This window comes from Lichenicoccus sp. (assembly GCF_965277665.1).
In the GTDB taxonomy this organism is placed as follows: Bacteria; Pseudomonadota; Alphaproteobacteria; order Acetobacterales; family Acetobacteraceae; genus Lichenicoccus.
Genome location: NZ_OZ255835.1, coordinates 2,890,141 through 2,905,469, shown reverse-complemented (window position 1 = coordinate 2,905,469; position 15,329 = coordinate 2,890,141). Strand labels below are relative to the sequence as shown.

General features: G+C 69.7%; 16 protein-coding genes and 1 pseudogene. 5 read left to right on the top strand and 12 right to left on the bottom strand.

What is annotated here, in order from left to right; genetic code table 11:
- Positions 1-35: 35 nt before the first annotated feature.
- The 3 genes from ACQY4O_RS13540 to ACQY4O_RS13530 form a co-directional block, all read right to left on the bottom strand.
- Positions 36-1,199, bottom strand: coding sequence for a M20 aminoacylase family protein (locus ACQY4O_RS13540; RefSeq protein ID WP_428376885.1), 1,164 nt, complete (start codon positions 1,197-1,199; stop codon positions 36-38).
- A 65-nt stretch (positions 1,200-1,264) separates the two neighbouring features.
- Complete coding sequence (locus ACQY4O_RS13535) at positions 1,265-1,654, bottom strand: hypothetical protein (RefSeq protein ID WP_428376884.1); 390 nt, start codon at positions 1,652-1,654, stop codon at positions 1,265-1,267.
- 35 nt (positions 1,655-1,689) lie between these two features.
- A complete protein-coding gene (locus ACQY4O_RS13530; protein WP_428376883.1) occupies positions 1,690-2,409 on the bottom strand; it encodes a DJ-1/PfpI family protein in 720 nt (239 codons plus the stop codon).
- 60 nt (positions 2,410-2,469) lie between these two features.
- Here ACQY4O_RS13530 and ACQY4O_RS13525 point away from each other — a divergent pair, with 60 nt between their 5' ends.
- Positions 2,470-3,453: a GlxA family transcriptional regulator gene (locus ACQY4O_RS13525; RefSeq protein ID WP_428376882.1), complete on the top strand. Its 984-nt coding sequence runs from the start codon at positions 2,470-2,472 to the stop codon at positions 3,451-3,453.
- Between the two features lie 39 nt (positions 3,454-3,492).
- Here ACQY4O_RS13525 and ACQY4O_RS13520 read toward each other — a convergent pair.
- Together ACQY4O_RS13520 and rlmN are read right to left on the bottom strand one after the other, a co-directional pair.
- Positions 3,493-4,705, bottom strand: a pseudogene (locus ACQY4O_RS13520) (DUF2252 domain-containing protein).
- 110 nt (positions 4,706-4,815) lie between these two features.
- Entirely contained in the window at positions 4,816-6,054 is a 1,239-nt protein-coding gene (gene rlmN, locus ACQY4O_RS13515; RefSeq protein ID WP_428376881.1) for a 23S rRNA (adenine(2503)-C(2))-methyltransferase RlmN, read from the bottom strand.
- Positions 6,055-6,256: 202 nt separating this feature from the next.
- On the opposite strand from rlmN, the gene ACQY4O_RS13510 reads away from it, so the two are divergent.
- Entirely contained in the window at positions 6,257-6,403 is a 147-nt protein-coding gene (locus ACQY4O_RS13510; RefSeq protein WP_428376880.1) for a peptide chain release factor 1, read from the top strand.
- 12 nt (positions 6,404-6,415) lie between these two features.
- Here the strand turns inward: ACQY4O_RS13510 and ACQY4O_RS13505 are convergent, their stop codons facing one another.
- The 4 genes from ACQY4O_RS13505 to ACQY4O_RS13490 all read right to left on the bottom strand — a co-directional run bounded on the left by ACQY4O_RS13505 (position 6,416) and on the right by ACQY4O_RS13490 (position 8,688).
- Positions 6,416-7,141 (bottom strand): TlyA family RNA methyltransferase, encoded by a 726-nt coding sequence (locus ACQY4O_RS13505; RefSeq protein ID WP_428376879.1) that lies wholly within the window; start codon positions 7,139-7,141, stop codon positions 6,416-6,418.
- A 47-nt stretch (positions 7,142-7,188) separates the two neighbouring features.
- Entirely contained in the window at positions 7,189-8,124 is a 936-nt protein-coding gene (locus ACQY4O_RS13500; protein ID WP_428376878.1) for a polyprenyl synthetase family protein, read from the bottom strand.
- A gap of 7 nt (positions 8,125-8,131) precedes the next feature.
- Complete coding sequence (locus tag ACQY4O_RS13495) at positions 8,132-8,362, bottom strand: exodeoxyribonuclease VII small subunit (RefSeq protein WP_428376877.1); 231 nt, start codon at positions 8,360-8,362, stop codon at positions 8,132-8,134.
- A gap of 62 nt (positions 8,363-8,424) precedes the next feature.
- Positions 8,425-8,688 carry a sulfurtransferase TusA family protein gene (locus ACQY4O_RS13490; RefSeq protein WP_428376876.1) on the bottom strand — a complete coding sequence of 88 codons (264 nt, stop codon included), beginning with the start codon at positions 8,686-8,688 and terminating at the stop codon, positions 8,425-8,427.
- A 103-nt stretch (positions 8,689-8,791) separates the two neighbouring features.
- On the opposite strand from ACQY4O_RS13490, the gene ACQY4O_RS13485 reads away from it, so the two are divergent.
- From ACQY4O_RS13485 to ACQY4O_RS13475, 3 genes are all read left to right on the top strand, one after another.
- Positions 8,792-9,721, top strand: coding sequence for an ROK family protein (locus ACQY4O_RS13485; protein WP_428376875.1), 930 nt, complete (start codon positions 8,792-8,794; stop codon positions 9,719-9,721).
- Complete coding sequence (locus ACQY4O_RS13480; RefSeq protein WP_428376874.1) at positions 9,711-11,027, top strand: DNA polymerase IV; 1,317 nt, start codon at positions 9,711-9,713, stop codon at positions 11,025-11,027. The genes ACQY4O_RS13485 and ACQY4O_RS13480 overlap by 11 nt, the downstream gene beginning before the upstream one ends.
- Positions 11,028-11,151: 124 nt before the next feature.
- Positions 11,152-12,768, top strand: a complete 1,617-nt coding sequence (locus ACQY4O_RS13475; protein WP_428376873.1) for a diguanylate cyclase domain-containing protein — start codon at positions 11,152-11,154, stop codon at positions 12,766-12,768.
- A 40-nt stretch (positions 12,769-12,808) separates the two neighbouring features.
- On the opposite strand, the gene ACQY4O_RS13470 is transcribed toward ACQY4O_RS13475, so the two are convergent.
- The 3 genes from ACQY4O_RS13470 to ACQY4O_RS13460 all read right to left on the bottom strand — a co-directional run bounded on the left by ACQY4O_RS13470 (position 12,809) and on the right by ACQY4O_RS13460 (position 15,325).
- Positions 12,809-12,949 (bottom strand): hypothetical protein, encoded by a 141-nt coding sequence (locus ACQY4O_RS13470; protein WP_428376872.1) that lies wholly within the window; start codon positions 12,947-12,949, stop codon positions 12,809-12,811.
- A gap of 76 nt (positions 12,950-13,025) precedes the next feature.
- Complete coding sequence (locus ACQY4O_RS13465; RefSeq protein WP_428376871.1) at positions 13,026-13,544, bottom strand: GNAT family N-acetyltransferase; 519 nt, start codon at positions 13,542-13,544, stop codon at positions 13,026-13,028.
- Complete coding sequence (locus ACQY4O_RS13460) at positions 13,541-15,325, bottom strand: DEAD/DEAH box helicase (RefSeq protein WP_428376870.1); 1,785 nt, start codon at positions 15,323-15,325, stop codon at positions 13,541-13,543. Before ACQY4O_RS13460 ends, ACQY4O_RS13465 begins: the two co-directional genes overlap by 4 nt.
- Positions 15,326-15,329: the final 4 nt, after the last annotated feature.

The following is a 15,329-nucleotide window of genomic DNA, read 5'->3' as shown; positions in this document are numbered from 1 at the left end:
TGGCCCGTTCCACAAGCGCACGTTTGTCATTCCCCTCAGGCGGCCGCGGTGCGCCGTTCCACCATGCTGGCAAGGAACGCGCTGCCGACCGGGATTATCGCGTCGTCGAAGTCGTAGCCTGCGTTGTGCAGCCCTGCGCCTGGCCCGGCGCCGAGCCAGACATACGCGCCTGGAACCGCCATCATCATGTCGGCGAAGTCCTCGCTCCCCATCAGCGGCACGATGCAGCTGTCGACCTGCTCCGCTCCGAGCAGATCCCGTGCGGCATCGGCGGCTGCCTTCGCCTGGGCCGGAGGGTTATCCAGCACCGAGAACACGTCCCGCAGTTCGACAGTGATGTCCGCACCAAAGCCGGTGGCGAACGCTTCTGAAAGAGCGCGCATGCGGGTCGCAGCCATTGCCCTGACATCTGCATCAAGCGTACGGATCGTGCCGGCCAGCTGCGCGGTTTCCGGGATGACGTTGTAGGACGCCCCCGCCTGCATCCGCGTGATGGACAGGACGATCGCCTTGAGCGGGTCGGTGTTGCGCGAGACGATGGATTGCAGCGCCTGGGCCAGACCGGCGGTGATCATGACGGGATCGATGCTCTGGTGCGGCCAGGCGGCGTGGCTGCCCTTGCCCCGGATCCGGATGTCGAAAAAGTCGGCCGCCGCCATCATCGGCCCGGCGCAGAGCTTGATCCGTCCCCGGCCACCGCCTGGCTGGTTGTGCAGGCCGTAGATCTCGTCGCATGGAAAGCGCTCGAACAGGCCTGCCTTCAGCATGGCCCGCGCCCCGCCCAGTCCCTCCTCCGCCGGCTGGAAAATGAACATGGCGGTGCCGTCGAAGTCGCGGGTCTCGGTAAGGTAGCGGGCCGCGCCGAGCAACATGGCGGTGTGCCCGTCATGACCGCAGGCGTGCATCTTGCCGGGCACGGTGGATCGATATGGCAGGTTCGTTGCCTCCTCGATCGGCAACGCGTCCATGTCGGCGCGCAGGCCGATGCGGCGCCCATTATCGGTCCGGCCCTGCAGGATGCCGACGACGCCGGTTCCGGCGATGCCGCGATGCACCTCGCACCCGAACCTCTCCAGCAGGTCGGCCACTATTCCCGCCGTGCGGACCTCCTCGAACCCCAGCTCGGGATGCGCGTGGATGTCGCGGCGCAAGGCGGTCAGCTCGCCGGCGTAGGCGTTGATGCGGTCGATCATGCTCATGTCATCCGGCCCGGGCGATGTGACTGCAAGGCGAGGTTCGGGCGCCGCGCGCCCCCACTTCAGTGTCAGAAGCCGGTCGGGCCGACCGACCCGACCCAGCGGCTTACCTTTGTCGGGTCCTGCTCGTCCATGTAGAAGAAGTGGGTCATCGTCGGACGCACCGGCGCAATGGCCGGGTCGTCGAAGGTCATCCGGACCTTGCCGTGGAAGATCTTGAGCAGCGGGCTGTCGAGATATTCGATCACGTCGTGGTGGGCGGTGAAGCCCTTGTCGATGAAGTCGCGCAGGTTCTGCCGGATCGCCTCCCGGCCGTGCCAGTCTGCGACGCCCAGGTTGCAGATCGCGTCCTCGGCAAAGCAATCGAACCCCGGGCCGAAGGTCTTGTCGTCGATCTCCTGCCACATGGCCAGCAGCCAGGCCGGCGGTTCGGTCCTGGTAAAAGTGATGGTGCTCATGGTCGTCTCCTAGGTTGAACGCGTGTGCTCGGGGATCAGGCCGCGCTGTCCGCGACGTGGATGCCGAGCCGGGCGGCGATCCGCCGTGCCGTCGCTTCTCGCTGCGTGGTGATGCGATGCACCGCCTGCCTGGCTGCCGCCAGGATCGCCGGGGGCGCGGTCTCGGGAGTGCCGCACTCGAACGGCGGCTCGGGCGCGTAGGCCATGTGCAACTGGATGGTCTGCGCTGCCGCCGCGCCGCGGAGTTCGGCGGCAAGGCGCAGCGCGCCGTCGATCCCGGCGGTGACGCCTGCTGCGAACACCCAGTTGCCGTCCACGACCACCCGCTCATTCACCGCGATCGCCCCGAAGAACGGCAGGAGATGCAGCGACGCCCAATGTGTCGTCGCCCGGCGCCCCTGCAGCAGTCCAGCGGCACCGCACAGCAGGGCACCGGTGCAGACGGAGAACACACACCGAGCGCCAGTCGCCTGCCGGCGGATCCAGCCGAGGACGGCCGCATCCTCCATGAGTGCCTCCTGCCCAAAGCCGCCGGGCACGTGCAGCACGTCCAGGTGCGGGGCGTCGGCCAGCGCCGCATCGGGCGTCAGGCGGAGCCCCTCCAAGTCCCTGATCGGCTCCGCCGTCTTGCCGTAGATGCGGTAGGTCGCGTTCGGAATGCGCGATAGCACCTCGAACGGTCCGGTGAGGTCGATCTGGTCCAGGCCCTCGAACAGGAGGGAGCCGATTTCGAGATGCGTGTCGGGCGGGATCATCGCTGGGTTCGGGTCCTCGTTGCCTTGACACGCAAGATAGGGCTGACAAGGTTGGCGGACATGCCAAATGACCCTCGAATCCAGCCAAAGCAGCCCCGGGCTGTCGAACTGCTCGCCTTTCCTCAGGTCCAGATCCTGGACGTCACCGGGCCGCTGCAGGTTTTCGCCACGGCGAACGACATCGCGGGCGGCACTATGCCGGCCTACGCGATCCACGTGGTGTCCCAGGCGGGGGGCGCCGTCACCTCCTCTTCGGGGATCGGGCTGCTGGCCCACCCGCTGCCGCCGCACGGTTCTGCGCTGGACACGCTGATCGTCGCCGGCGGCCCCGGAATCGAGGCGGCGGCGGCAGACGAAGCCCTCGTCGATTGGGTGCGATTGCGTGCAAACCAGGCACGCCGGTTCGCGTCCGTTTGCACCGGAGCGGTCCTGCTGGCGACCTCCGGCGTGCTAGATGGGCGCCGGGCCGCCACGCACTGGTCGCTTTGCGCCGAACTGGCCCGGCGCTTCCCATCCGTGCGGGTCCAGCCCGATCCTATTTTCGTGCATGACGGCCCGGCCTGGACCTCGGCGGGTGTCACCGCCGGCATCGACCTGGCCCTGGCATTGGTGGAGGAGGATCTCGGCCGCACGGTTGCGCTAGCGGTGGCGCGCTACCTGGTCGTGTTTCTGAAGCGGCCCGGCGGACAGGCCCAGTTCAGCGCCGCGCTGGCCCTGCAGGACGACGGCAGGTTTGACGCGCTGCACGGCTGGATCGGCGCGAACCTGTCCGGTGATCTCTCCCTGCCGCGGCTGGCCCGCCAGGCCGGAATGAGCGAGCGCAGTTTCAGCCGGCACTTCCTCGAGGCGACGGGTCAGACCCCGGCCCGTGCCATCGAAACGCTCCGTGTCGAGGCAGCGCGCAGCCTGCTGCTGGACTCGCAATTGCCGGTGAAGCGCGTCGCACGACGCTGTGGCTTCGGCTCGGAAGAGACGATGCGGCGCGGCTTCCTTCGGCTGCTTGCCGCAACCCCGCAAGAGTATCGCGCCCGGTTCGGGTCTTGATCGCCAGAGGCGGGCGCGGCGTGCCAAGCGGTTGCCGGCTCAGCCGGCCCGCGCCTCGATCCGTCCCGAGCCGATCGCCTCCTCGAACAGCCGCCAGTCGGACTGGGTGCGATCGGCGTACAGCATCCCGAACTCCGCGACCGCCTCGGCGAAGCGTCGGCCGCGCCCGAGATAGCCCGAGAGTGTCGCGGCGTCGCCGGAGCGCGCATGCGCCCGTCCCAGCGTCCGGCCGCACAGGGCGGCGTAGGCGGGCAGGCTCTCGGCCTCGATCTGCGAGCCGACCGCGGCGAGGCGCGCATCCTTCAGCCGGCGGACATAGAACTGCCGCCCATCCTCGGGCATCCGGGTCCAGCCGAGGAACAGGTCGGAGGCGGCCTGCATCATGCGCTGGCCGGTCACCACCCGTTCGCCATGGTTTTCGTAGTCCGAGGCCCCGGCATAGGGCGCCAGCACCGAGGCCTGCGCCTGCTTGATCTGCAGCAGCAGCGGCTGCTCGTCCGCGGTCACGAACAGGCCGATCGCGCAGAAGGTCCCGACGCTGCCGACACCGACCACCTTGAAGATGACATCCTGCAGCCGGTAGCGCTGCAGCAGGCCGCTTCGCTCGGGGGCCAGGGTGTCGGGATAGCGTGCGAAGGCCTGCCGCACCGCATCGTCATGTCCCGAGAGCCGGACCACTGCTGTCGATCAGCCCGTACTGGCCTTCGGCACTCCGCAGGCGCGCACGCAGCCGCTTCTCGGCGCGGGCGCGCGCCTTGCCGGCGCCGATCGCCCCCATCGCCTGCGGCAGGTCGATCCGGATGCTCCAGGCGGCCAGCGGCGGCAGGTCGGCAAGGGCTGCCAGCTCGTCGCAATAGGCGTGCCCGGCGTCGGCCGCGAGCGCGCGGCAGCCGGAGTCCGGCAGGCCGTCCTCGCGACCGGCCAGCACCAGGCTGGTCGCCAGGCGCTTGATGTCCCACTCGAAGGGCGCCGGCAGCGTCTCGTCGAAATCGTTGATGTCGAACACCGGCTGCCCTTCCGGCGTGGCGTAGCTGCCGAAATTGGCCAGGTGGCAGTCGCCGCAGCTCTGCACGCGCAGCCCCGCGATCGGCGTCGCGGCCAGATCGGCGGCCATGATCGCGGCGCCGCCGCGCAGGAAGGCGAGCGGCGAGGCGCGCATCCGGCCGTACCGGATCGGCAGCAGTTCCGGGATGCGCTGCCGGCCCTGCTCGATCAGGACCGCGACCGGGTCGGCGCGGTCCGGCGGCGACATCCACTCGGCGTGACGGTGGCGCGGCACCGTCGAGCGCCGCGCCGCGCCGGCGGCCTTGCGCTCACGGAGGGTGGGCAGGGCCGCGTCCGTCGGCCCGGGCTGGCGGGTGCTCACGCCGCGGCGGCTCGCACCCGCCGGCTGTCGGTGCGGAGCTGGCCGCAGGCGGCGAGGATGTCGCGGCCGCGCGGCATGCGGATCGGCGCGGCGAAGCCGGCATCCATCACGATCTGCGCGAAACGGTCGAGCTGCTCGCGAGTCGAGGGCAGATAGGCGCTGCCGGGCCAGGGGTTGAACGGGATCAGGTTCACCTTGGCCGGGATGCCCGCGATCAACCGCACCAGGTCGCGCGCCTCCGCCACGCTGTCGTTCACGCCGCGCAGCGTGACGTACTCGAAGGTGATGCGGCGCGCGTTCGAGGCGGTGGGGTAGCGCCGGCAGGCGGCGATCAGCTCGGCGATCGGATATTTCCGGTTCAGCGGCACGATCTCGTCGCGCAGCTCGTCGCGCACCGCATGCAACGAGACCGCGAGGTTGACGCCCAGCTCCTCTCCCGCCCGGTCCATCATCGGCACCACGCCGGAGGTCGAGAGCGTGATGCGTCGGCGCGACAGGCCGATGCCCTCGCCGTCCATCGCGATGCGCATGGCGCGGGCCACGTTCTCGTAATTGTACAGCGGCTCGCCCATGCCCATCAGCACGATGGTCGAGAGCAGGCGAGGTGTCTCTCCTCTGGGGCTCGGCCACTCGCCGTAGCTGTCGCGGGCGGCCATGAACTGGCCGATGATCTCGGCCGCTCCGAGGTTGCGCACCAGCCCCTGGGTTCCGGTATGGCAGAACCGGCAGGACAGGGTGCAGCCGACCTGGCTGGAGATGCACACCGCGCCACGATCCTCCCGCCGGTCGGGGATATAGACGGTCTCGGCCTCCTGGCCGTCGCGGAACCGGAACAGGAATTTCCGGGTATCGTCCGAGCTGGTCTGGATGGTCGTGGCCAGTGGCCGGCCAACCACGAACCGCTCCGCCAGCACCGCCTGCAGCGGCCTGGCGATCGAGCTCATGCGGGCGAAGTCGGTGGCGCCCTGGTGGTAGATCCAGTGCCAGAGCTGCTTGGTGCGGAACGGCTTCTCGCCGATCTCGGCCAGCGCCTGCGTCATCTCCTCGCGCGACAGCCCGACCAGTTCGCGCCGTCCGTCCGTCAGCACCGGCGGCGGCGGCGAGAACAGGGCGGACTTCGCCAGGATGCGGTCGCGTTCCGACGGTGTCAGGCTGTCGGCGCCGTCACGCGCGAGGCAGGGCGACGCCGGGCCGGGAGCGGAAGGCGGCTGGGCAGGGGGTGAAGCGTCCGTCATGCCGCGGTGCTATACCGCAGCCTTGGCTTCGGCACATCCCGGTTGCGGCGCATCCGGTCTGGCCTGCTGTTTTCACGTTATAGAGAGCCAAGGGATCGGGCTGGATTATGCCACGCAACCGTCACATCAATGCCACGTTCACGGTGCAGTTCTGTAACGATGCCGGGTTGATCCGGGCCGCGGCGCTTTCAGGAGCAGGGCGATGGACAATGTTGAATACCTCGCAAAGCTCGACGAGCTGGATCATCTTCTGAACGATCCGGAGATCGACGCCGAGCCGTCGCAGATCTGGTCGCTGCTGGCCGAGGTGTCGCACCACGACCTGCAGGGGGTCGCCCAGAACAGCTGATCCCGCCCGGCTCTACGCGTGCCGTGCCGCGATCAGGAACTCGCGATTGCCCTCTGGGCCGGTGATCGGACTGGGCTCGATGCCGAGCACCGACCAGCCGGGCAGGGCGTCCCACCACTCGCTCACTGCCAGGCAGACCCGTTCGTGGATGGCCGGATCGCGCACGACGCCTTTGGCGCCGACCGCGCCGCGTCCCGCCTCGAATTGCGGCTTGATCAGCGCGACCGCCCAAGCTTGCGGGCCGCATAATGACAGGCCGGCCGGCAGCACGGTCCGCAGGCCGATGAAGCTTGCGTCACAGACCAGGGCCGCCGGTTCGCCGATCATCGCCGCGTTGAGGCTGCGGGCATTGACCCGCTCCAGGACCGTCACCCTCTTGTCCTGGCGCAGCTTCCAGGCAAGCTGGCCGTGCCCGACATCGACGGCGTGCACATGCGCGGCCCCGCCGGCAAGCAGGACGTCGGTGAAGCCGCCGGTGGACGCGCCGATATCGAGGCACCGCCGTCCTGCCGCCGACAGGCCGAAATGCCGCAGCGCATGCGCCAGCTTCAGGCCACCCCGCGAGACCCAGGGATGGTCCTGCCCGCGCAGCGCCAGCGCGGCAGCGTCGGCCAGCATGTCGCCGGCCTTGTCGATGCGCGTCTCGCCGCTGAACACCAGACCGGCCAGGATCAGCGCCTGCGCCCGGGTGCGGCTGAGGGCGAGCCCGCGTTCGACCAGCAGCTGATCGGCGCGCATCCTGCGCCCCGCTTTTCCCACTGGCGCCTTTCTCGCTTCCGTCCGTGTCAGCTCCGGCGTTCCACCACGTAATGCGCGAGGTCGCGCAGCAGGCTGGCGCTGGATCCGAACGGTGCCAGGTGCGACACCGCCGCCTCGGCCAGCCGTGATGCGGCCGCGCGGGCCGCGTCGATGCCGAGCAGCGACACGAAGGTCGACTTGCCGGCCTCCTGGTCCTTGCCCGCGGTCTTGCCGAGCTCGGCCTCGCTCGCGGTGGCATCGAGCACGTCGTCGGCGACCTGGAAGGCCGCCCCGATGTCCCGCCCGTAGGCGGCCAGGCGTTGGCACTCGGTGTCCGACGCGCCGCCGAGGATGGCGCCGGCCTCGGCGCTGTAGCGGATCAGGCGCCCGGTCTTGAGTGCGTGCAGCCGCTCCACCTCCGGCAATGCGAGGCTGCGGCTCTCGCCCTGCATGTCGATCATCTGGCCGCCGACCATGCCGGCCGCACCCGAGGCACCAGCCAGCGCCTGCACCAGGGCGACCCGCACCGATGCGTCGGCATGCGTCTCGGGAGCGGCGATGACCTCGAAGGCGAGGGTCTGCAGCGCGTCGCCGGCGAGCGTCGCGGTAGCCACGTCGAAGCGGATGTGCGTCGAGGGCTGGCCGCGGCGCAGGTCGTCATCGTCCATGCAGGGCAGGTCGTCATGCACCAGCGAATAGGCGTGCAGCATCTCGACCGAAGCGGCGGCGCGCAGCGCGCCGGTGGCCGGCGCGCCGAACAGCGCCGCGGTCTCGACGACAAGGAAGCCGCGCAGGCGCTTGCCGCCGCCGAGCGTCGCATAGCGCATCGCCTCGATCAGGCGCGCCTCGCCGCCGGCGACCGGGGCGATCAACCGGTCCAGCGTGCGTTCTATGGCCGCGGCGTGCTGCGCCAAGGCCCCCTGCAACGGGGCCTCCAGCAACGGGGCCTCCTGCAGCGGCCCCCCCTGCGACGGACTGGTCATGGCGGCGTCAGTCGAGCGGCCGGAGTTCGGGCGTGCCGTCCGCACGCTCGACGATCGCCTGCACACGCGCCTCGGCCTGGCTCAGCTTGGCCTCGCAGTGCCGCCGCAGCGCCGCCCCACGCTCGTAGCAGGTGATCGCATCCTCGAGCTTCTGCTGCCCGCCCTCGAGTCCGCGCACGATCGTCTCCAGCTCCGCGAGGGCATCCTCGAAGGAAAGCTGCACCAGGTCATCGGCCATCCGGGTCTCCCCCTGCTGTCCCGGCAGGGCAATAACCCGTGCGGCCGGACGGTGAAAGGGTTTCAGCCGGGCGCGGGCGCGGGCTGGTCCGGAGCCGGCTCCGGGCGCCGCCGGATGACAAAGCTGAACACCCCGCCCTCCTCGCTGAAGGCGATCAGGGCGTGCCCGGTCTCGCGGCAGAAGGCCTGGAAGTCCGCAATCGAGGCGCGGTCGGTCGCCAGCACGCGCAGCCGCTCGCCCGGCTGCATGCCGCGCAGGGCGCGATTGGCGCGCAGCACCGGCAGCGGGCAGCTCAGCGCCTTCACATCCAGCAACGTCTCGCCCATCGGCGCCCCCTAGTGCAGCAACCCGCTTCGTATCCGCATCCCTGGCCGATCCGTCCAGAGCGGTACATGATATCCGCAAAATCTCCGGGGGGACGAGGCAGCCATGGCGGATTTCCGGATCGGGATCGATTTCGGCGGCACCAAGATCGAGATCGCGGTTCTGGCCCAGGACGGCTCGATGCTGCTGCGCCGGCGGGTGCCGAATCCCGGCACCTACGACGCGGCGATCATCGCCATGGGCGCGCTGGTGCAGCAGGCCGAGCACGAGCAGCACGGGGTCGCCTCGGTGGGCGTGGGCATTCCCGGGGCCATCAGCCCGGATAGCGGGCTGGTCAAGAACGCCAACTCGGTGTGGCTCAACGGCCGCCCGTTCGCGCGCGACCTCAGCGAGGCGATGGCGCGCGAGGTGCGGGTCGAGAACGACGCCAACTGCTTCGCCCTGTCCGAGGCGGTGGACGGCGCCGGCGCCGGCAAGCGGGTGGTGTTCGGGATCATCCTGGGCACCGGCGTCGGCGGCGGCATCATCGTCGACGAACGCGCCCTGACCGGGCCGCACCACATCGCCGGCGAGTGGGGCCACAACCCGCTGCCTTGGCCGCGGCTCGAGGAGTTCCCGATGCCGAAATGCTTCTGCGGCAACGAGGGCTGCATCGAGCGCTTCCTGTGTGGTTCCGCGCTGGCGACCGACTGCGACGGACCGGGGTCGCGCGATGCGAGTTCGATCCCCGCGCGCGCGGCCGCCGGCGAGGAGCGCGCGGTCGCGGCGCTGGACCGGCATTCCGACCGCCTTGCGCGGTGCCTGGCGATGGCGATCAACTTCCTCGACCCGGACGCCATCGTCATCGGCGGCGGCCTGTCCAACATGGCGCATCTCTACGACACGGTGCCGGCGATGATCGGGCGCTACGTGGTGAGCCCGCGCGTCACCACGCCCATTCTGCGCAACCTGCATGGCGACAGTTCCGGCGTGCGCGGCGCCGCCTGGCTGTGGCCGCGCGAGGTGCTGCGCGCGCACATGACCAGTGTCGCTTAGGACGCCGGCCCTTTGCCTCGACTGCCAGCACGTCGAGGCGGCGGCTGACGGGACCGTGCGGCGCTGCGCCCGATGCCGTGGCCATCGGCTGGTCCGCCATGCCGAACTGCTGGAACTCGACGTGGCGCATGTCGATGCGGATGCGTTCTACTGCAGCGTCGAGAAGCGCGACCGGCCGGAGCTGGCGGCGGTTCCCGTCCTGGTCGGCGGCGGGAGCCGCGGCGTGGTCACCGCCGCCTGCTACATCGCCCGCATGCGCGGCGTGCGCAGCGCGATGCCGATGTTCCTCGCCCTTAAGGCCTGCCCGGACGCGGTGGTGATCCGGCCGGATTTTGCGAAATACACCGCAGCCTCGCGGGCGCTGCGCCACCTGATGCAGCGCCTCACGCCGCTGGTGCAGTCGCTCTCCATCGACGAGGCGGTGCTCGACATGTCCGGCACCGCGGCGCTGCACGGGGTACCCCCCGCGGTGATGCTGGCCCGCCTCGCAACCCAGGTCGAGTGCCAGATCGGCATCACCATCTCGATCGGGCTTGCGCCGAACCGGCTGCTGGCCAAGCTCGCCGCCGGCCTCGACAAGCCGCGCGGCTTCGGCGTGCTCGGCAGCGATGCGCGGGCATGGCTCGCGGCGAAGCCGGTGCGGCTGCTGCCCGGCATCGGTCCCGCGCAGGAGCGGCGGCTCGCGGCCCGCGGCATCACCCGGCTGGGCCAGCTGCAGGGGCTGACGGCCCGCGAGGCGCAGTCCCTGCTCGGCGAGGACGGACCGTTCCTGGTCGCGCGCGCGCGCGGAGAGGACCGGCGCCCGGTCGATCCCGGCCGGGAGGCGAAGTCGATCAGCGCCGAGACCACCTTTTCCGCCGACATCGCCGATGCGGCCGCGCTGGAACGCGAGCTCTGGCAGCTCTGCGAAAAGCTCGGCGGCCGCTTGCGGCATGGCGATGCGAGCGCGGGTGGCGTGGTGCTGAAGCTCAAGACGCAGCGCTTCCTCACCCGCACCCGATCGGCCAGGCTCGGCACGCCGACGATCCTGCCGGAGCGGCTGTTCGAAGCGGCCCGGCGGCTGCTCGTGCGCGAGATCGACGGCACCCCCTTCCGTCTCATCGGCATCGGGGCCGCACCGATCCTGCCGCTGGCGGATGCCGACGCCGCCGACCTCGCCGATCCGTCCATGCTCCGCCGCGTCGCGGCACAGGCGGCGATCGACCGGCTGCGCGACCGCTTCGGCAACGCTGCGGTGCAGCGCGGCCGGGCACTGGGGCAGCATCCGGTCACCCGGAATCGCCCTGCGACGCCAGGTGACGGATAAGGCTGTTGTTCTAGAACGACGTTTCCATGGATCGGCACTCCTATGCTCCGGCCTCGGGCATCTTGTAGGTCCAGTGATGGATCACCGGGTCGCGGTTGATGTCGTCGAGATAACATGATGGTCCATGACCGCGCTCCTGATGACCGGACCCGAACCGATCGGGACCGCGTTGTGCCAACACTCTGGAAGAGGCCCGCTCAGGACGTCAGCCTCGCTGCAGGCCCGTTACGGCATCTCCTGGACCCCCATCGACGAGGCAGCGGACGTCGAAGCCCGCATGCGCCAGGCTCGGCCTGTTCGGCAGGAAGACGGGATCTCCGGACTCTTCCGGTCAAGGCACGCGTCGACATCCAGGACGAAGCCATTCGGTAACGCGCCGTTCACGCCTTGCGTCGTTTATCAAAGATCAGACGCGTTGCCCTCTCTTAAGCCCGCGTTCAGCCGTTACGCAGTAGACTACCTTATGCCGCCGACCTTTCTGGAAGAACCGAGATTTCAGTTGCCGGCGCCGCGCTGGGCAGTGGTCGCTTGGCTGATGGCTCCGATGCGTAGCGTCGGTCTGGAGGGTGACGCGGAATTGCGGCAGACAATGCTACGCCGGCTCGACGCGATTCTAGTGAGCGCGGCCGTGACCGTTCTTGTTGTTATAATCGCCTTCATTCGGCACCCGACTCTCCCGTTCGGCTGCTGGCTTTGTCTCGACATTCTGCTCGCCGCAGTTCGTCTCCCGGTCGTTGTTCTTATGCTGCGACTTTCCTCGAATGCAAATTCAGGCCGGCTCCTGCCGCCTTGGATTACAGATGCGTTCGTGTGTCTGGGAACGCTTTGGAGTGGCCTCTTGGGGTTCGGTACGCTGATCTGTGTCGCGACCGGCGATCCGGGCCTGTCGGTCATCGCCGCGCTGTTGGCGATGGGCACGATCGGTGCTCAGAGTGCCCGCAATCCCGCCTCGCCTCGGCTTAACAGCGTTCAGATGTGTTTGGTCATGTTGCCGTTCACAGCGGGCTCGCTGCTCAGCGTCCTGCCGCTCATGCGATGGATCCTGCTGCTCGCCCCGATGTATCTGGTCGGCATGCTCAGTATCACCCGACAGTTGCACGAGGACTACCTCGCGTCATTGCAGGCTCGGATCGAGAACCGGGATCGTGCGTTGCACTGCCCGTTGACGGGTCTGCCAAACCGGGCCTGCTTTGACGAGTCGCTGAAGGCGGCCTTGAAAAGGACTGCCAAATACGGGCGACTGCTCTTGATAATGTTCCTCGACCTTGATGGCTTCAAAGCTGTGAACGACGAATTCGGACATGCGGCGGGGGACGCTCTCCTTGTACAGGTGGCCCGGCGGCTGCAGGTTTGGAGTCGATCTGAAAGCTTGGCAGCACGGCTCGGCGGCGACGAATTCGCGGTCCTGCTGTCGACAGACGATAGCGAGCAGGCCGAGTTGGACGCTCAGGAACTGATCAACAGCTTGCGGTATCCCTACAATCTCGGTTTCAGCCGGGAGATTTGTATCGGAGTCAGCATCGGTCTCGCATCAAACGCGCCGGGTATGGACGCGGCGACCCTCACGCTTGAGGCCGATATGGCACTCTACGACGCAAAGCGGTCGGGCAAAGGAATGTTCCGCTGGAGTGGCGAGGCTGCGCTGTTGGTGGATCGGCGTCGGCCTGAGCCGATGTCGGGAGAAGGTCGAGGCGCGACCCCACCCCCCGGCCGCCAGTGCGTGACGGCGCGGTCACGCTGAATGCCGCGCAGATCGCCGGCAGGCTCAGATCGTACTCGTTCTAGGTCAGCAGCCCGACCAGGGCGGCGACCGCCAGGGCCACGGCACCGCCTAGGGCCGGTCGCCCCAGCGGATCTGCCCGGGTGATCGCGGCGATGCCGCCGAGCCAGAACGCGACCACGGCAAGACTCCCAGAATCCACCAGTAGCCTCCGACTCGATGCGAGTGACACGCGGCAAAGCGTATCGTTATTGGAACGCGTAAATCCAGTAGATCGCCTACCTGATCTCGTCCGCCAGCAGCGCATAGCGCTCATGGTCCTGCCACACCCCGTCGATCTGCAGGTAGCGCGGCGAGAAGCCTTCCAGCCGGAAGCCGATGCGCGTCGCCAGCCTGATCGAGGCCGCATTGCCCGGCTGTATGTTGGCCTCGAGGCGATGCAGGCCAAGCTCCTGGAAGGCGAGGCGGCACATCGCGCCAACGCCAGCGGTCATCAGGCCGCGACCGCCGCATCCGGCCATGCCGTAATAGCCGAGATAGGCGTTCTGGAACGGGCCGCGCAGGATGCCGCCGAGGGTGATCACCCCGACGACGGTCCCGCACTCCGCCGCGCGCGCGATGCGGGCGACCAGGGCCCCTTCGGTGATGCGGTCGAACCAGGCAAGGAAGCCGGGCCGGTCGATGAAGGGTGTGGCCCAGGGGTGGTGATGGGCGCGGCTTGCCAGATTGCAGCGGATCAAGCCGGCCGCGTCCGCTTCCGACACCTCGTCGAGGCGGACCGGCGGCAGCGGCTTCAACGCGGACGCGACGCTGCCCGTTTGCGCGACGAGCCCTCGCCCGGACCGGCGCTGCCGCGGGACGACGCGCGATAGGGCTTGCGCGCGGCGGACGGCGGACCGCCGGGGCCGCCGGTGGCGCGCTCGATCTGCACCTCGTCGGCGTCGGTGGCCACCACGCAGGCCGCGAAGCGCTCGCTCATCGCGGGGGTGATCTCGAAATGCGTCTCCTGGTCGCTGATCCTAATCGCGCCGATGTCGCGCTTGGTGACGCCGCCGAGCCGGCAGATCAGCGGCACCAGCCATTTCGGGTCGGCCTTGTCCTGGCGTCCGATCGACATGCGATACCAGATCCCCGGCTCGCGCGGCTCGTGCGACCTGGCATCCTCGCGGGGCGGGCCGACCTCGCGCCGATAGGGCTCGCGTGTCCGCTCGGCGCGCGGCGAGCGCGGGCCGTCGGGTGCCACCCGCGGGCGGTGCTCGGCGATGTGCGTCGGCGGCTGCGTCACCTCCTCGGGCTCCGGCAGGCGGGCGCGATGCATGCGTATCAGGGCGGCGGCGATCTCCTCGGCGGTGCGGCCTTCGAGCAGGCTGCGGGCCAACGCGAGGTCCTCCGGCGCCACCTCCTCGGCCAGCACCGGGTCGGCGAGCAGCCGGGCGCTGTCGCGGGCGCGGATTTCCTCCGGTGTCGGCGGCCCGCTCCAGCCGGCCTCGACGCGGGCGCCGGCCAGCAGCTGCTCGGCCTTCCGGCGCCGCGAGACCGGCACGATGATCACGCAGGTGCCCTTGCGTCCGGCGCGCCCGGTACGGCCGCTGCGATGCAGCAGGGTCGGGCTGTCGGTCGGCAGCGCCGCATGCACCACCAGGCCGAGGTCGGGCAGGTCGAGGCCGCGTGCGGCGACGTCGGTGGCGACGCAGACACGCGCCTGGCCGGTGCGCAGCGATTCCAGCGCCCGCGAGCGCTCGCTCTGGCTGAGTTCGCCGGACAGCGCCACGGACGCGAAGCCGCGCTCGAGCAGGCTGCCGTGCATGTGCCGCACCATCTCGCGGGTCGAGCAGAACACCATCGCGGTCGGGCTCTCGAAGTAGCGCAGCACGTTGACGACCGCGTGCTCCTCGTCGTTGCGGCCGGCGATCACCGCGCGATACTCGATGTCGGCGTGCTGGCGGGTGCCGCTGACGGTGTCGATGCGCAGCGCGTCGCGCTGGTAGCGCTTGGCGAGCGCTGCGATCTCGCGCGGGATGGTGGCCGAGAACAGCAGCGTGCGGCGTGCCTCGGGGGTCTGCTTGAGCAGCGTCTCGAGCTCGTCGCGAAAGCCCAGATCGAGCATCTCGTCGGCCTCGTCGAGCACCACGACACGCAGCGCCGAGAGGTCGAGCCGGCCGCGCGCGAGATGGTCGCACAGCCGCCCCGGCGTGCCGACGACGATGTGGCAGCCGCCTTCCAGCGCGCGCGCCTCGCGCCGCACATCCATGCCGCCGATGCACGACACGATGCGGGCGCGGGCCTCGGCATAGAGCCAGGACAGTTCCTTGTGCACCTGGACCGCGAGTTCGCGGGTCGGCGCGATCACCAGGGCCAGGGGTGCTGCGGCGCGACCGAAGAACGCTTCGTCGCCGAGCAGGGTGGCGGCGGCGGCGAGGCCGTAGGCCACGGTCTTGCCGGAGCCGGTCTGCGCGGAGACGACGAGGTCGCGGCCATCGGCGGCGGCCAGGACGGCGGCCTGCACGGGAGTGGGTTCGGCATAGCCGCGCGCGGCGAGCGCCTGCGCGAGCGAGGCATGGGTCGTGGGAAAGGGCATGGCG

Coding starts and splice junctions, on each gene's coding strand:
- ACQY4O_RS13540 (WP_428376885.1), bottom strand. CDS start 1,199: ATGAGCATGATCGACCGCATCAACGCCTACGCCGGCGAGCTGACCGCC.
- ACQY4O_RS13535 (WP_428376884.1), bottom strand. CDS start 1,654: ATGAGCACCATCACTTTTACCAGGACCGAACCGCCGGCCTGGCTGCTG.
- ACQY4O_RS13530 (WP_428376883.1), bottom strand. CDS start 2,409: ATGATCCCGCCCGACACGCATCTCGAAATCGGCTCCCTCCTGTTCGAG.
- ACQY4O_RS13525 (WP_428376882.1), top strand. CDS start 2,470: ATGCCAAATGACCCTCGAATCCAGCCAAAGCAGCCCCGGGCTGTCGAA.
- rlmN (WP_428376881.1), bottom strand. CDS start 6,054: ATGACGGACGCTTCACCCCCTGCCCAGCCGCCTTCCGCTCCCGGCCCG.
- ACQY4O_RS13510 (WP_428376880.1), top strand. CDS start 6,257: ATGGACAATGTTGAATACCTCGCAAAGCTCGACGAGCTGGATCATCTT.
- ACQY4O_RS13505 (WP_428376879.1), bottom strand. CDS start 7,141: ATGCGCGCCGATCAGCTGCTGGTCGAACGCGGGCTCGCCCTCAGCCGC.
- ACQY4O_RS13500 (WP_428376878.1), bottom strand. CDS start 8,124: ATGACCAGTCCGTCGCAGGGGGGGCCGCTGCAGGAGGCCCCGTTGCTG.
- ACQY4O_RS13495 (WP_428376877.1), bottom strand. CDS start 8,362: ATGGCCGATGACCTGGTGCAGCTTTCCTTCGAGGATGCCCTCGCGGAG.
- ACQY4O_RS13490 (WP_428376876.1), bottom strand. CDS start 8,688: ATGGGCGAGACGTTGCTGGATGTGAAGGCGCTGAGCTGCCCGCTGCCG.
- ACQY4O_RS13485 (WP_428376875.1), top strand. CDS start 8,792: ATGGCGGATTTCCGGATCGGGATCGATTTCGGCGGCACCAAGATCGAG.
- ACQY4O_RS13475 (WP_428376873.1), top strand. CDS start 11,152: ATGACCGCGCTCCTGATGACCGGACCCGAACCGATCGGGACCGCGTTG.
- ACQY4O_RS13460 (WP_428376870.1), bottom strand. CDS start 15,325: ATGCCCTTTCCCACGACCCATGCCTCGCTCGCGCAGGCGCTCGCCGCG.